At 74.8% G+C, this 14,368-nt stretch carries 13 protein-coding genes; 4 read left to right on the forward strand and 9 right to left on the reverse strand.

Annotation, left to right across the window (positions count from 1 at the left end; genetic code table 11):
* Window positions 1-165 precede the first annotated feature (165 nt).
* The 6 genes from GTY84_RS29420 to GTY84_RS29445 all read right to left on the reverse strand — a co-directional run bounded on the left by GTY84_RS29420 (window position 166) and on the right by GTY84_RS29445 (window position 4,227).
* Window positions 166-651 (reverse strand): Rv3654c family TadE-like protein, encoded by a 486-nt coding sequence (locus GTY84_RS29420; protein ID WP_161229451.1) that lies wholly within the window; start codon window positions 649-651, stop codon window positions 166-168.
* The gene (locus GTY84_RS29425; RefSeq protein ID WP_161229452.1) at window positions 648-977 is read right to left on the reverse strand and encodes a TadE family type IV pilus minor pilin; all 330 of its coding nucleotides are present in this window, start codon (window positions 975-977) and stop codon (window positions 648-650) included. The genes GTY84_RS29420 and GTY84_RS29425 overlap by 4 nt, the downstream gene beginning before the upstream one ends.
* A 40-nt stretch (window positions 978-1,017) precedes the next feature.
* Entirely contained in the window at window positions 1,018-1,257 is a 240-nt protein-coding gene (locus GTY84_RS29430) for a DUF4244 domain-containing protein (RefSeq protein WP_161229453.1), read from the reverse strand.
* A 108-nt stretch (window positions 1,258-1,365) separates the two neighbouring features.
* Complete coding sequence (locus GTY84_RS29435) at window positions 1,366-2,157, reverse strand: type II secretion system F family protein (RefSeq protein WP_345943556.1); 792 nt, start codon at window positions 2,155-2,157, stop codon at window positions 1,366-1,368.
* Window positions 2,154-3,038: a type II secretion system F family protein gene (locus GTY84_RS29440; protein WP_161229455.1), complete on the reverse strand. Its 885-nt coding sequence runs from the start codon at window positions 3,036-3,038 to the stop codon at window positions 2,154-2,156. Before GTY84_RS29440 ends, GTY84_RS29435 begins: the two co-directional genes overlap by 4 nt.
* On the reverse strand, window positions 3,022-4,227 hold the full coding sequence (locus tag GTY84_RS29445; protein ID WP_202551984.1) for a TadA family conjugal transfer-associated ATPase: 1,206 nt from the start codon (window positions 4,225-4,227) through the stop codon (window positions 3,022-3,024). Before GTY84_RS29445 ends, GTY84_RS29440 begins: the two co-directional genes overlap by 17 nt.
* 231 nt (window positions 4,228-4,458) lie before the next feature.
* Here GTY84_RS29445 and GTY84_RS34800 point away from each other — a divergent pair, with 231 nt between their 5' ends.
* The gene (locus GTY84_RS34800) at window positions 4,459-4,593 is read left to right on the forward strand and encodes a hypothetical protein (RefSeq protein ID WP_272919298.1); all 135 of its coding nucleotides are present in this window, start codon (window positions 4,459-4,461) and stop codon (window positions 4,591-4,593) included.
* Between the two features lie 173 nt (window positions 4,594-4,766).
* Here the strand turns inward: GTY84_RS34800 and ssd are convergent, their stop codons facing one another.
* Window positions 4,767-5,888 carry a septum site-determining protein Ssd gene (gene ssd / locus GTY84_RS29450; RefSeq protein WP_161229456.1) on the reverse strand — a complete coding sequence of 374 codons (1,122 nt, stop codon included), beginning with the start codon at window positions 5,886-5,888 and terminating at the stop codon, window positions 4,767-4,769.
* 512 nt (window positions 5,889-6,400) lie between these two features.
* Between ssd and GTY84_RS29455 the strand changes: the two genes are divergently transcribed.
* Entirely contained in the window at window positions 6,401-7,249 is an 849-nt protein-coding gene (locus GTY84_RS29455; protein ID WP_161229457.1) for an HAD-IB family hydrolase, read from the forward strand.
* A 425-nt stretch (window positions 7,250-7,674) separates the two neighbouring features.
* Here GTY84_RS29455 and GTY84_RS29460 read toward each other — a convergent pair whose 3' ends face one another.
* Window positions 7,675-8,499, reverse strand: a complete 825-nt coding sequence (locus GTY84_RS29460) for an oxidoreductase (RefSeq protein WP_161229458.1) — start codon at window positions 8,497-8,499, stop codon at window positions 7,675-7,677.
* A 111-nt stretch (window positions 8,500-8,610) separates the two neighbouring features.
* On the opposite strand from GTY84_RS29460, the gene GTY84_RS29465 reads away from it, so the two are divergent.
* Window positions 8,611-9,591 carry an ATP-binding protein gene (locus tag GTY84_RS29465; protein ID WP_161229459.1) on the forward strand — a complete coding sequence of 327 codons (981 nt, stop codon included), beginning with the start codon at window positions 8,611-8,613 and terminating at the stop codon, window positions 9,589-9,591.
* Window positions 9,592-9,640: 49 nt separating this feature from the next.
* On the opposite strand, the gene GTY84_RS29470 is transcribed toward GTY84_RS29465, so the two are convergent.
* Window positions 9,641-10,918, reverse strand: a complete 1,278-nt coding sequence (locus GTY84_RS29470; RefSeq protein ID WP_161229460.1) for a hypothetical protein — start codon at window positions 10,916-10,918, stop codon at window positions 9,641-9,643.
* A 709-nt stretch (window positions 10,919-11,627) separates the two neighbouring features.
* On the opposite strand from GTY84_RS29470, the gene GTY84_RS34320 reads away from it, so the two are divergent.
* A complete protein-coding gene (locus GTY84_RS34320; RefSeq protein WP_237532781.1) occupies window positions 11,628-14,138 on the forward strand; it encodes a SulP family inorganic anion transporter in 2,511 nt (836 codons plus the stop codon).
* Window positions 14,139-14,368: the final 230 nt, after the last annotated feature.

Genomic DNA, 14,368 nt, shown 5'->3' on the forward strand with positions numbered 1-14,368 from the left:
CACCGGGCCACCGGGCCACCGGGCCACCGGGCCACCGGGCCACCGGGCCACCGGGCCACCGGGCCACCGGGCCACCGGGCCACCGGGCCACCGGGAAAGCCTCCCCCGGCCGCCCGGTCGGCGGACCCGTCTCGTCCCGACGAGATCCCATGCCGCCCGCCTCGGTCACTCCGGTCCCGTCCAGGGATCCCAGGGATCCGGTCCCGTCCAGAGATCCCGGTCCCCCGGCGGTTTCGGCCCCACCACGGACACCCGTCCCGGCAGCGACCCCGGCACGCCCATCGGGTCCTCCTCCGGCGGCCCCGCACGGGCCCGTACCTCCGCCGCGAAGGGCCCCCGGCCCGCGGCGGCCGTCACGTCGGAGACACGGCCGGTGAGGACGCAGCGCACGAGCCGTGTCCCCTGGGCCCCCGCGATGTCCCGGGCCCGCGCGCAGGCACCCTCCGCACCGTCCGCCCAGTGGTCGGCCGCCACGAGTGCCGCCAGGTCGGCGCCGCCCGCCGCGCGTTGCCGGGCCACGACCGCCTGCCCCAGGGCCAGCACCACGCCGAACACCAGGCACAGGACGGCCACGGCACCCAGACTCCAGACCGTCGCGGAGCCCCTGTCGGAGCGCGGCCGACGCATCGGGGACCGTCCGGCGCCCCTCATGGCCCCTCCCCCGCCGTCTCCTCCACCGCCGCCACGGCCTCCTCCCGAACCGTGAACGGCAGCGCCCGCAACATCGGCGATTCGGCCACGACGACCACCCGCACACGACCCGCCTCACGGTGGACGGTGATCCGCGCCCCGCGTGGCGCCGCCTCCCGGGCGACCTCCACGACGGCGTCCGCCGGGTCCTGGCGGGCGGCGGCCCGGGCACCGGTGCGGGCCGCGTCCACGCACTGGATCTGAGCGGCCATCACGAGCAGCCCCCACACCAGGGCCAGTGCGAACATCACCAGCACCGGCAGCACCACGGCCGTCTCCGCCGTCACGAACCCCCCGTCCGGGGCGCCCCGGGCCCGCGCGCGCCGCTCACATCCGCGCACTGAGCGCCCGCTTCACGATGCCCTGCAACTCCGCGCTGACCGTCCCGCTGGTCACCACCTTGTAGAGCACCACGGCGAACGCGACCGCCGCCACGATGCCCATCGCGTACTCGGACGTGACCATGCCGGCGTCCCGGCGGTCCGAGGCCCGCCGCGCCACCGCGCGGGCCGCCCCGCGCACTCCGCACACCAGGGCACCCAGCCGCGCCCGCACCACTCCGTACATCCCCACTCCTCATGCTCCGTTTCCGTCGTCCGTCCACCACCACTGCCCGGCACCGCTGTCCGGGTCTCCCGGCAGTGCCGCTGCCCTGCCGTACCGGCCGTCACCGCGTCATCCGCCGCTCCCTCCCAGCGCTCCGCCCGCGAGCCCGATCACCACCGGCAGTACGCCCACCGCGATGAAGGCCGGCAGGAAGCACAGGCCCACCGGCGCGGTGACCATGACCGCGGCCCGGCGGGCCCTGGTCGTCGTGGCCCGGGAACGGTCGGCGCGGACCTGGGCGGCGAGCCGGGCGGCGGGGCCGGCGGCCGGGAGGCCGGACACATCTGCGCGCTCCAGCAGCCGCGCCAGCGGCTCCGCTCCGGGCAGCACGGCCAACCCGCTCCAGGCCGCGCCCGGTTCGCTCCCGAGCCTTACCTCGGCGGCGCCCCGGGCCAACGCCTCGCCGACGGGGCCGCCGAGCGCTTCACCCACGGCCCTGGCCGCGAGCACCGGCCCCGCCCCCGCCGCGACGCAGGCCGCGAGCAGGTCGGCGGCGAGCGGCAGTTGGCGTCCGGCCTCCGCGCCGAGGGCCGCCTCCGCCGCCGTGCGGTCGGGCGGGTGCCTTGCGCGCCAGTGCCACAGCGCCCCCGCGACGACCGCCCCGGCCAGGGCGCCGATGACGCCTCCGATCAGCAGGTGACCGGCGGCCACCGGCCCGGCCAGGGGCAGCCAGGCACGCCCCGCTTCCAGCAGCGCGGCCCTTCTCCGTGCCGCGCGCGGCGGCTCCGGGGCCAGCAGCCCGGCCAGCCTTCCGCGCACCGCCCGCGCCCGGTGCGCGGCGCCGACCCGGTGGGCCAGCCAACCGGCGGCCGGCACCGCCACCGACACGGCCCACAGCCCGCGGGCGGCCTCCCCGTTCACGCCGCCGCCTCCGCCCCGCGCACGATCCGCGCCACCCACCACAGGCCCAGGCCCTCCAGCACGCCGCCGACCAGCAGGCAGCCCAGGCCAGCACCGGTGTGCAGCAGCACGTGCAGCGGATCGGCCCCGAGGGCGAAGCCGAGGAGGAGCCCCAGCGCCGGAAGTCCGGCGAGCATCGCGGCCGTTGCCCTGGCTCCCGCCAACTGGGCGTGCAGATCGGCCCGCTGGTCCCGCTCGGCGCGCAGCGCCGCCTCCAGCCGGTCGAGTCCGGCCGCGAGCCCCGCGCCCTGCTCGACGGCGACCCGCCAGCAGGCCGCGAGCCCGCGCAGTCCCTCGGCTCCGGGCTGCCGGGCCGCCGCCGTGAGCGCCGCCGGGACGTCGCCGCCGAACCTGGCCGCCGCCAGCACCCCCGCCCCGGCGTTCCCGAGCCCTCCGGCGTCCCGGGCCGCCCACCGCAGCGCCTCGCCCGGCTGGCGTCCCGCCCGGACCTCCCCGGCGAGCGCCCCGCACAGCACGATCACGGCGTCCCGACGGCGCTCCCGCTCCCGCCCCGCCCGTGCCTCCCTCAGGGTCCGGCGCAGCAGCGGCACCCCGGCCGCCCCCGCGACGGCCGGCAGCGGCGAACCGCCCAGCACCGCCAGCACCAGCCCCGCCACGGCCACCGCCCATTCGGGACGCAGCCGCCCGCGGAGCCGCCGCATTCCCTCCACCACCCGGTCAGGCAACGGAGGCGCTCCCGCCGGGCCCGCGACCGCGCCGCACCCGGCCGGAAGCAGCAGCCGCGCCCGGCGCGCCCCGCGGCGCCGGGCCGCGGTGAGCCGTGCCGACAGGGCGAGGCAGAGCAGAGCCCCGGCCACCGCCGCCTCACTCGCCGCCGTCATGGACCGGCTCCCTTCCGACGGCGCGCGGGTCCGGGGCGTGGGCACCGGCCTCCGGACCGGCACCGCACAGCAGTTCCCGCAGCCGGTCCCAGCCGGGCTCGGCCACGAACGCCCGGCGGCCCCAGCGCAGCGCGGGCACCGTCCGCACCAGCCCCGACGAGTCCCGCTCCAGCACGTGCACCTCGGCGACGCGCCGCCGCCCCGACCGGTCCCGGGCCAGATGCAGGACGACCGAGAGGGCCGCCGACAGTTGGCTGTGCAGCGCCGCGCGGTCCAGCCCGGCGGCCGTGCCGAGCGCCTCCAGCCGGGCGGGCACGTCGGACGCCGCGTTGGCGTGCACCGTTCCGCAGCCGCCTTCGTGACCGGTGTTCAACGCGGCCAGCAGGTCGACCACTTCGGGCCCCCGCACCTCGCCGACGACCAGCCGGTCCGGACGCATCCGCAGCGCCTGCCGCACCAGGTCCTCCAGGGTGACCAGCCCGGCGCCCTCCTGGTTGGCGGGGCGGGTCTCCAGCCGGACGACGTGCGGATGGTCCGGCCGCAGCTCGGCCGAGTCCTCGGCCAGCACGATCCGCTCGCCCGGGCCCACGAGCCCGAGCAGCGCGCTCAGCAGCGTCGTCTTGCCGCTGCCCGTCCCGCCGCTGACGAGGAACGACAACCGGGCCCGCACGAGCGCCCGCAGGACACGATCCCCGCCCGGCGGCACCGTCCCCGCCGCCGTCAGCTCATCGAGGGTGAAGGCGCGCGGCCGGACCACCCGCAGGGAGAGGCAGGCGCAGCCGACGGCCACGGGCGGCAGCACCGCGTGCAACCGGGTGCCGTCGGGCAGCCGGGCGTCCACCCACGGGCGGGCGTCGTCGAGCCGCCGCCCGGCGACCGCGGCGAGGCGCTGGGCGAGCCTGCGCACCGCTCCGGCGTCCGTGAAGGACACCGGCGTCAGTTCCAGTCCGCCGCCGCGATCGACCCAGACCCGGTCCGGCGCGGAGACCAGCACATCCGTCACCGAGGGATCCGCTAGCAGGGGCTCCAGCGGCCCGCTGCCCACCAGCTCCGACCGCAGTTGCTCGGCCGCGGCGAGGACCTCCGCGTCCCCGAGCACCCGTCCCTGTTCCCGGAGCGCCTGGGCCACCCGCGCGGGGGTCGGCTCCGCACCGCGCTCTGCGAGCCACCGCCGTACGCCGTCGAGCATCCCGGCGGTCCGGCCGGGCCCGGGCCCCAGCGGCGCCCCTGCCCCTGGCACCGTCCCAGTCCCCGGCCGTACCTCCGGCCCGGCCCCCGGCGCCATGTCCGTACCCGGGGCGTGGCCTCCCGGCCGTACCGTGCCGGTCCACCGAACCTCCGCCGACGCCCACCGCCGGTGCGGGTCCCTTTCGTCGTCCCCGGGGGCCGGCTCCGGCCCGGCTCCCTGAAGGGCCCACCCATGAGCGCCCCAAGGCAGCGCGGCCCCCACGACCGGCCCTCCGCCCGGCCCGCCTCCCACGGCACCGGCGGGCCCGCCCCCGCCCACACCGCGCTGTCCGCCGGAAGCCACGACGCCGCCCGACGCCCCGGGTGACACCGCGTCGCCCGGCTCCCCCGGCACCGCCCGGCCGAAACCGCCGCCCGGCTCCCCGAGCGGTACCGCACCCGCGGACGCGCTCCCGGAAGCCCCGGCCGGCACCGCACCGCCGTCCCGCGCGGCCCCCGCGGAGCCCCTCGCTCCGCCGAATCCCGTAGCCGTCGCCGTCCTCATGCGCCGCTCCCGCCCGTCTCCGCCAGCGCCCGCTCCCAGAACTCCCGGCAGAAGCCCGCCAAGGGGCCCCGCCCACCGGCACCCGGCGGCCGGCCGTTCTCCGCCGCGCGGAGCAGCCCGGACTCGGCGGGCAGCTCACCGGCCAGGGGCAGTCCGAGCAGCCGGGCCACCTCGCGGTCGTCCAGACCGGGCGGGTACGGTCCGCGCACCACGACCCGCAGATCGCGCAGGGCCGGACCGACGGCGGCGGAGACCCGGGCCGCCGCCGCGACGGCCCGCAGTTCCGCCGGGACCACCAGGAGGCCCAGGTCGAGCTGGCCCAGCACCTCGGCCACCCCGTCGTCGGCACGGCGCGGCAGATCGACCACGACGGTGCCACCCCGGCGCCGGGCCGCCGCGAGCACGGCACGCACGGCCTGCGGAGGCACCGCGACGCAGTCCCCCCGGTCCCAGCTCAGCACCCGCAGCGAGTGCAGTTCGGGCAGCGACTCCTCCAGGGCGCCGCCGCCCACCCGGCCCCGAGAGGCCGCGAAGGCCGGCCAGCGCAGCCCCTCGGCCGACTCCCCGCCGAGCAGCACATCCAGCCCGCCGCCCAAGGGATCGGCGTCGACCAGGAGGCTGCGCCGCCCCTCGCGGGCGGAGGTGACGGCCAGCGCGCAGGCCAGCGTCGACGCGCCGGCGCCGCCCCGCCCTCCGATGACACCGACCGTGAGGGCCGGTCGGCCGGCGCCCTCGGCCACGTCGGCGATGCGGTCGACCAGCCACTGCTCCCCGTCGGGCAGCACCAGCACGTGGTCGGCGCCGATCTCGACGGCCCGCCGCCAGACCCCCGGGTCGTCCGGGTCCCGGCCGACGAGGACCACACCGCGTCTGCGGGCGGCCCCGCGCACCCGTGGTGCCGCGTCGTCGCCGACCAGCACGAGCGGTGCGGCGTCCCAGCCACCGGACCGGTCGGCACCGGAGGGGGGCGGGGAGTGGTGCACCTGCGGGGTGGCGCCGGCCGCGGCGCACAGGCGCAGGAGGTCGTCGAGGAGCCCGGTGTCCTCGGTGACGATGAGCGGGCCGCTCTGCCGTCCTCCGGCGGCGGATGGCGGGTCGTCGATGACTGTTTTGGACATGGCACGAGCCCCTTCGCTGCGTTCGTCGTCAATGCGCGCCCGGAAAACGGAACCGGCCGTGAAGTCGGCGCGGTCCGGACGTCTCGGGAAACACGGTGCGGCGAACCGGGAAATCGTGTGGATCTTGGTCGAAAACTGTGGACAACTCGGCGCCTGTGAATATCGCCATCACCCGTACAGGTGAGCGCGGAACGGCCCCCGGGGCGCCCTTCCCACGGCCTCCCGAGCAGAGCCGACCATCACACAGCGTCACATGGCATATGCATGACAAACAAGCACCCCGCTGTACAGCACTGATGCCCTGAATCCTCGGGAAGAACGAAAAACGCATCCGGACATGCGACGACCCCCGCCGGGGGGGAGAGCGGGGGTCGTCTCCACGGCCGACTCGGGGGGGGGAGGAGTCGGGCCGGGTTAGCACGGTCGCGAACGATCCGTGACTTCCATGGTGTACCCGAGAGCCTTCTCAGGCAAACCCACACGCCCCACCTTACGCCGAATGGGCTGCGCCTATGCTCGGGGTCGTGGAAAACCACTCCTTGCGCCACTCCAAGCCCCGCACAGCCGCCTTCTTCGACCTGGACAAGACGGTCATTGCGAAGTCGAGCACGCTCACCTTCAGCAAGTCCTTCTACCAGGGCGGGCTGATCAACCGCCGGGCCGTCCTGCGCACCGCGTACGCCCAGTTCGTGTTCCTCGCGGGCGGTGCCGACCACGACCAGATGGAGCGGATGCGCGAGTACCTCTCCGCCCTCTGCCGCGGCTGGAACGTCGAGCTGGTCAAGGAGCTGGTCGCCGAGACCCTGCACGACCTGATCGACCCGATCATCTACGACGAGGCCGCCTCCCTCATCGAGGACCACCACATCGCGGGACGCGACGTGGTCATCGTCTCGACCTCGGGCGCCGAGGTCGTCGAACCCATCGGCGAGCTGCTCGGCGCCGACCGGGTGGTGGCCACCCGCATGGTCGTGGGCGACGACGGCTGCTTCACCGGCGAGGTGGAGTACTACGCGTACGGGCCGACCAAGGCGGAGGCGATCCGGGAACTGGCCGAGTCCGAGGGCTACGACCTGTCCCGCTGCTACGCCTACAGCGACTCGGCGACCGACCTGCCGATGCTGGAGGCCGTCGGGCATCCGCACGCCGTCAACCCGGACCGGGCGCTGCGCCGCGAGGCACTCACCCGTTCGTGGCCCATCCTCGACTTCCACCGGCCCGTCCGCCTCAAGCAGCGCATCCCCGGGCTCTCCGTGCCGCCCCGCCCGGCCCTCGTCGCCGCCGCAGCGATAGGCGCCGCCGCGGCCACCGCGGGCATCGTCTGGTACGCGAGCCGGCGCAGGTCGGCCTCCGCGGCCTGATCCGCCCGGGATCCGGGGCCGCTGCATGCCCCCGGACCGGCCTCCGAAACTCCGGGGCGCACCCTTTCACCCGTATTTGAGGGTGAAAGTAAAGAAGTGCGAGACCCCCTTCCACTTCTTCCGGCCCCGGAGTACAAAGGAATCAACGGCCCGCGAGACCAGGGACATCCGAGAGGATCACCCGAGAAGCGCATTCGGCCCCACGGACCGAGCATGAACACCGGGCACCCACGCGACGTCGACCCGTCGATTACGGGCCAGCCGCACCAGGTGACGGGCGAAGATCCCGGCCTGATGGGCAGAACATCGAGGACGCTTGGTACCCCGGTGAACGTGCCAGCGGCGGTACGAGCCCCTCGTACCGCCGCATCACTCTGTCGCGGCCACCGGACGCCCGGATGCCCGGAGAGTGCCGGACCCGCCCGTCACGCCGCTCCGCGCTGGAGCGCCTCGCACACAGCCATGGACTCGCGCGCGCCCAGCTCGACCGCCCGGCCGCAGTGGCCGATCCAGGCCGCCATCCCCTCGGGCGTGCCGGAGACATAGCCCTCCAGGGCCGCCAGATAGGCGGCGCGCCCCAGTTCGGCGTGGCCGACCTCCACCGGGCACACCGACTTCGGGTCCAGGCCGCTGCCGATCAGGACGATGCGGGCCGCCGCGCGCGCGACCAGGCCGTTGTGCGAGGCGAAGGGACGCAGGGCCAGCAGTTCGCCGTGCACCACGGCCGCTGTGACCAGGGCCGGGGCTGACCCCCCGGCGATGATCAGCCCGGCCAGCCCGTCCAGCCGTCCGTGCGCCTCCGCCGCGTCCGGCAGCGGCACCTCGACGAAGGGCTCGTCCACCGGCTCACCGCCCTGCCGCGGACGCCCCACCCGGTCGGCCCCCTCCGCGGCGGCCACCAGATGCAGCCTGGCCAGCACCCGCAGCGGCGACTGCCTCCAGACGGACAGCAACTGCCCCGCCTCGGCGGTCAGCCGCAGCGCCGCGCCGACGGTGCGCGCCTCGTCGTCGCCGCCGAAGTCGCCCCGCCGGCGCACCTCCTCCAGCGCCCAGTCCGCGCCGGACAGCGCCGCCGAGCCCCGGGCGCCGCGCAACGCCGCCTCGGAGGTGACCGCGTTGCTGCGGCGCCGCATGATCCGGTGGCCGTAGACCCGGTCCACGGCCTTGCGGACGGATTCCACGGACTCGGCCACGCCGGGCAGCTCACCCAGGGCCGCGAGCGGATCGGCGTTCGCGCCTGTCGTACTCATGGGTATGACCCTACGCACCCGGGTGCCGCACCCCACGAAGGAGTGGTCTTAGTCACGCGCCCCCGGCCTCGCGCGCCACACACCGCCAGCACACCACTACGCTTGGTGAACATGAAAATTGCTTTCGTCGGGAAGGGCGGCAGCGGCAAGACCACCCTGTCCTCCCTGTTCATCCGCCATCTCGCCGCCGCCGGCGCGCCCGTCGTCGCCATCGACGCCGACATCAACCAGCACCTCGGGGCCGCGCTGGGCCTGGATGAGGCGGAGTCGGCCGCGCTGCCCGCGCTGGGCGAGCACCTCCCTCTGATCAAGGACCATCTGCGCGGTTCCAACCCGCGCATCGCCTCCGCCGAGACGATGATCAAGACGACCCCGCCGGGCGAGGGTTCGCGCCTGCTGCGGGTGCGCGGGGACAACCCCGTCTACGACGCGTGCGCCCGGCCGGTGGAACTGGACGGCGGCTCCGTGCGCCTGATGGTGACCGGCCCCTTCACCGACGCCGACCTGGGGGTCGCCTGCTACCACTCCAAGACCGGGGCGGTGGAACTGTGCCTCAACCATCTGGTCGACGGCCGGGACGAATACGTCGTGGTCGACATGACGGCGGGCTCGGACTCGTTCGCCTCCGGCATGTTCACCCGCTTCGACCTCACCTTCCTGGTGGCGGAGCCGACCCGGAAGGGGGTCTCCGTCTACCGCCAGTACAAGGAGTACGCCCGCGACTTCGGTGTGGCGCTCAAGGTCGTCGGCAACAAGGTGCAGGGCCCGGACGACCTCGACTACCTGCGCGAGCAGGCCGGTGACGACCTGCTCACGACCGTGGGGCACTCGGACTGGGTGCGCGCCATGGAGAAGGGCCGCCCACCCCGCTTCGGCCTCCTGGAGGACGCCAACCGGGACGCGCTGCGCGCCCTGCACACCGCGGTGGACGCCACCCATGAGCTGCGCGACTGGGAGCGGTACACGCACCAGATGGTGCACTTCCACCTCAAGAACGCCCGGAGCTGGGGCAACGAGCGCACCGGTGCCGACCTGGCCGCCCAGGTCGACCCCGGCTTCGTGCTCGGCGAGGGGATCGCCGCCCCGGCGTGACGGCGACACCCGTCGGCGACGGATCGGCGGCCCAACCGCCCGGCCTGCGCTACTGCTTGGCGGCGGGCGCCCCGGGGACGCCCTTCGGCGCGGGGGCGGGGTCGGCCGACAGGAAGGACGCCCAGCCCTGCTCGGGGGCCTCGCCGACGGTGAGGGTGCGCAGCTTCTTCAGGACCTTGGGGTCCTGGGCGTCAAGCCAGTCCGCGAGCTGCCGGAAGGACACGCAGCGCACCTCCTTCCTGTTGCACACGTCCTTGACCACCTCCTCCACGGCGTTCATGTAGGTGCCGCCGTTCCAGGACTCGAAGTGGTTGCCGATGATCAGCGGCGCGCGGTTGCCGTCGTAGGCCCGCTGGAAGCCCCGCAGCAGGCTGTCGCGCATCTGGTCGCCCCAGCGGTCGAACATGGCCGGGTCGCCCTGGGTGGCGGTGCCCGACTGGTTGACCATGAAGTTGTAGTCCATGGTGAGCTGTTCGAAGGTGTGGCCGGGGAACGGCACGAGCTGCATGGACAGGTCCCAGAGGCCGTTCTTCTTCCCCGGCCAGACCTGGTTGTTCACCCCGCTGCTGTCGTAGCGGAAGCCCATCTCACCCGCGGCCCGGGTGAAGTTGTCCTGGCCCTCCAGGCACGGGGTGCGGGCGCCGATCAGCTCCTTGTCGTAGTCGAAGGGCAGCGGGGAGGCGTTCTTCGAGCCGGTGTTGGTCTTCCAGGTTTTGACGAACTGCTTGGCCTGGCTGATCTCGCTCTTCCACTCCTCGACGGACCACTCCCCGACGCCGCCGCCCGCGCCGCAGAAGTGGCCGTTGAAGTGGGTGCCGATCTCGTTGCCCTCCTGCCAGGCGAGACGGAGCTGCTTCACGGTGTCGGCGATGCCCTGCTCGTCGTTGAAGCCGATGTCGGAGCGGCCCGGGGAGTGCTGCGGGGGCTGGTACTGGTCGCGGTCCTTCTCGGGCAGCAGATACACGCCGCTCAGGAAGTACGTCATGGTGGCGTTGTTCTCCTTGGCCACCTCGCGGAAGTGCGAGAACAGCTTCTGGCTGTCCTCGCCCGCGCCGTCCCACGAGAACACCACGAACTGCGGGGGCTTCTGGCCGGACTTGAGACGTTCGGCGCGGGGCAGGTGCGGCTGGGCGCCGGTGTAGGCGGTTGAGCCGTCACCGATCAGCCGGACGGCGTTCTTCGGGGCGGGCGCCGCCTTTCCCTTCTCCCTGCCGGGGTCCCCCCCGGCCGGAGCGGAACCATCGGTGCCGGCCCCGCAGCCGGCTAGCGAGACGGCACAGACCGCGGCGACCACTGCGCCCGCGGCGATCCTCTGGGTGGCGGCCATGTTCCGCCCACCTTCTTCCTTCTCTCGGGCCAACGCCGATGACGGCGATGCCGGTGATTCGGCTGCCGGGGCCGCGCGGGCCGTCGGCGCCGCCAAGCTGGCACGAGGGCGGAAATGAATTAGTACGACAAGCCGATGAAAAGACTGATTCACCCTTTAGAGGGAGCTATTGCTTCATATGCTCGAAAAGTTCTTGCCCGTTCTTTACTCTGAATTACGGGTCGTTTACCGAACGCGTCCGATTACCCCGCCGTGCCGAGCCCGCCCCTCTCGCCCGGCAGGGGCGCCCCCTCGGCCGCGGGCGAGCGGCCCGGAGGGATCAGCGACACGGGCCGGCGGTACCGGTGAGCGGCCCCGGCCCGTCGCGCGGGTCGGCGGCTGGTCGGCAGTGCCAAGGGACAGGAGGATCCGAAGGAGCGGGAACGGCAGGAGAGATGGATGGGATGGGAGGTATCGGAGAGACCGGAGGAATCGACTGGAGAGGCCTGACGGGCCAGATGGACCGCTCGGTCCGCAGCACCCGGACGGAGCGGGACGAGCGGACGTCTCGGACACACCGGGCGGGCCCGGACTCACCGGGTGGCTCGGACCCGCGGTGCGCGCTCGGACTCACCGGGCGGGCTCGGGCGGGTCAGACAGCCCAGGACGGCCCGGATGGACCGGACACCTCAGACGGATCAGAAGGAACGGATCAGAAGGAGAGGAAGACATGCCTGCCTGCGTGCCCTCCCGGGCCGAATCGGCCCGGATCGCCTACTCGCATCCTCCGCACAGCCCGCCGCGCGGACGCTTCCCCCGCCCACGGATCGCCGGCGCCGACGTCTCGGCCTCGATATCGGTCTTCCTGATCGCTCTCCCCCTCTCCCTGGGCATCGCCCTCGCCACCGGGGCCCCGCTCCAGGCCGGTCTGGTCGCCGCCGCCGTCGGCGGGATCGTCGCCGGATGGGTCGGGGGATGCCCCCTCCAGGTCAGCGGGCCCGCCGCCGGGCTGACCGTGGTCACGGCCGACCTCATCCAGCGCTACGGGTGGCGGACGACCTGCGCCATCACCGTCCTCGCCGGGCTCTCCCAACTCGCCCTGGGCTGCCTGCGGGTGGCGCGCACCGCGCTCGCCGTCAGTCCCGCGGTCGTCCATGGCATGCTCGCCGGCATCGGCATCACCATCGCCGTCGCCCAGCTCCACATCGTCCTGGGCGGCACCCCGCACAGCTCCGTCCCGGACAACCTGCGCGCGCTGCCCGCCCAACTGGCCGCTCTCCGGCCCGCCGACCTCGCGGTGAGCGTGCTGACACTGACCCTGCTGGCGTCCTGGCCCAAGATCCCGGGCCGGTTCGGACGAGCGGCGGGAAGACTTCCGGCCGCTCTGGTCGCGGTCGTCGGCGCCACGGCCGTCGTCGCCCTCCTCGGGCTGCGGGTGCCCGAGGTCGACCTGCCCTCATGGAGCAGCCACGCCCTGGCCACCCTGCCCGAGGGGCCGGTGCTCGGGCTGGCGGCCGCCGTGCTCACCACCACGCTGGTGTGCAGTGTGCAGTCCCTGCTGGGCGCGGTCGCCGTGGACAAGCTCGTGGCCGCCCGTCCCGGGCCACCACCCGGGATCCGGCGCTCCCGGCTCGACCGGGAGCTGCTCGGCCAGGGCGCGGCCAACATCGTCTCCGGGACGCTCGGCGGGCTGCCCATCGCCGGTGTGGCGGTGCGCAGTTCGGCCAACGTCCGGGCCGGGGCCGTCAGCAGGAACTCCACGATGCTCCACGGCGCCCTCGTGGTGGTCGCCGCGCTGCTGCTGGTCCCCGTGCTGGAGCTGATCCCGCTGCCCTCGCTGGCAGCCCTGGTGATGGCCGTGGGCGCCAGGATGGTGTCACTGCACCACATCCGCACGGTGACCCGTCATCGCGAGGCGCCCGTCTACGCCGCCACCACGGGCGGGGTGGTGTTCCTGGGCGTCCTGGAGGGCGTCGCGCTGGGCATCGCCGTGGCCGTCGGTGTCGCCCTGCACCAACTGGCGCGGACCCGCATCACCCATGAGGAGACGGACGGGGTCCACCGCGTCCGGGTGCGCGGCCAGTTGACCTTCCTCGCGGTGCCACGGCTCAGTCGCGTGCTGCACCAGGTGCCCCAGGGAAGCGACGCGGTCGTGGAGTTGGACGGGTCGTTCATGGACCACGCGGCGTACGAGACGCTGCAGGACTGGCAGCGGACCCACACCGCTCAGGGGGGCGGCAGCATTCGTCTGACCGGTTCCCGTCCCTCGTCGGGCGGGCCGTTGAGCACCGGGTTCCCGGACACCGGTCCCTCCGGCACCGGCACTCTGCACGGCGGGCCGTTGAGCAGCGACTCCTCGGGCGCGGAACCGGCGGGTACCGGGCCGTCGGCCGGGCCGGGCCGGGGAGCGCACACCGCTTCGGGGGCCCGGCCAACCGGGGAGCCACCCGACGGGCCGCGCGGCGGGGCACGTGGCCGGCCCCGTCCCGGGGCGCATCTCGGCCCGGACACCGCAGAAGCCGCTCCCGGCGGCGGTGACGCGCGCGGGGCCTTCGCCGTCCCGGCGGACGGTGTCGTCACGGCCGGTCTCCGCACACCGGCTGCCGCTGATGTCAACGGCGTTCCCGGTCCCCCCGACCTCCCCGGTGATCTCCGAGTCCCGCGCGCCCTCGGAAGCCCGGGAGACCCCGGAGCGCTGGGAGACCCCGGAACCCCGGGAGAGCCCGGAGCGCTGGGAGACTCCGGAGCACTGGGAGAGCCCGGTGCGGCGGTCGTCCCAGGAGCGCCGGGAGACCTCGGATCGCCGGGCGGTCCAAGAGCCCTCGGAGACCCGTACGGCGCGGGGACCCCAGGCGCCGCCGGAACTGCCGGCATCACCGGGGCCCCCGAAGACGCACGTCTCTTCGGTTGGCGCGGCCCCACCCACCGCCTTCGGCGCCTGGCGGGGCGTCGGCGGGACCGATCACGGGATGGGGCCACGCCGGCACCCTCGTCGGCGGACCTGGCCGCGCTCACCGTCGAGTTGCAACGTGTCCGGCGCGTGGTCGAGGCCGGGTTCAGCCGTACCGACGGCGCCCTCATCCCCCTGACGGGGCGGTACGACCGGGCCGATCGGGCCCTGGACGACCACGCGGCCCGTCTCGACGCTCTGGAGCGTCACCGGCGGCCGCTGCTGTTCCTGGCCGCGCTGACCGGGATCGTCGCCCTCGCCGTGAGCGTGTGGCAGGTCCTGGCGCACTGACGTACCGGGCGCGCGGCCGACGTTCCGTCGCACCACGTCCACCGCACCACGTGTCCACCGCACCACGTCCTACCGCGCCGCGTTCCCGCACACGATGTCCCCGTACGCCCACCGCACCCGTAGGTGCGAGGGCGTGCGGGGACGGTGTCCGGTGGTGGCGGCGGCCGGACCCGGCGGGGTTCCGGTGATGCCCACGGGCTCCCGCCCGCCGGGCCCGCCCGCGCCCTCGG

Source organism: Streptomyces sp. SID8352, assembly GCF_009862265.1.
Classification (GTDB): domain Bacteria; phylum Actinomycetota; class Actinomycetes; order Streptomycetales; family Streptomycetaceae; genus Streptomyces.

Bases quoted from the DNA above. Each gene is read 5' to 3' on its own strand.
- GTY84_RS29420 (WP_161229451.1), bottom strand. From the start codon at position 651: ATGAGGGGCGCCGGACGGTCCCCGATGCGTCGGCCGCGCTCCGACAGG.
- GTY84_RS29430 (WP_161229453.1), bottom strand. From the start codon at position 1,257: ATGTACGGAGTGGTGCGGGCGCGGCTGGGTGCCCTGGTGTGCGGAGTG.
- GTY84_RS29440 (WP_161229455.1), bottom strand. From the start codon at position 3,038: ATGACGGCGGCGAGTGAGGCGGCGGTGGCCGGGGCTCTGCTCTGCCTC.
- GTY84_RS29445 (WP_202551984.1), bottom strand. From the start codon at position 4,227: ATGCTCGACGGCGTACGGCGGTGGCTCGCAGAGCGCGGTGCGGAGCCG.
- GTY84_RS34800 (WP_272919298.1), top strand. From the start codon at position 4,459: ATGAGCGCCCCAAGGCAGCGCGGCCCCCACGACCGGCCCTCCGCCCGG.
- ssd (WP_161229456.1), bottom strand. From the start codon at position 5,888: ATGTCCAAAACAGTCATCGACGACCCGCCATCCGCCGCCGGAGGACGG.
- GTY84_RS29455 (WP_161229457.1), top strand. From the start codon at position 6,401: ATGCTCGGGGTCGTGGAAAACCACTCCTTGCGCCACTCCAAGCCCCGC.
- GTY84_RS29460 (WP_161229458.1), bottom strand. From the start codon at position 8,499: ATGAGTACGACAGGCGCGAACGCCGATCCGCTCGCGGCCCTGGGTGAG.
- GTY84_RS29465 (WP_161229459.1), top strand. From the start codon at position 8,611: ATGAAAATTGCTTTCGTCGGGAAGGGCGGCAGCGGCAAGACCACCCTG.
- GTY84_RS29470 (WP_161229460.1), bottom strand. From the start codon at position 10,918: ATGGCCGCCACCCAGAGGATCGCCGCGGGCGCAGTGGTCGCCGCGGTC.
- GTY84_RS34320 (WP_237532781.1), top strand. From the start codon at position 11,628: ATGCCTGCCTGCGTGCCCTCCCGGGCCGAATCGGCCCGGATCGCCTAC.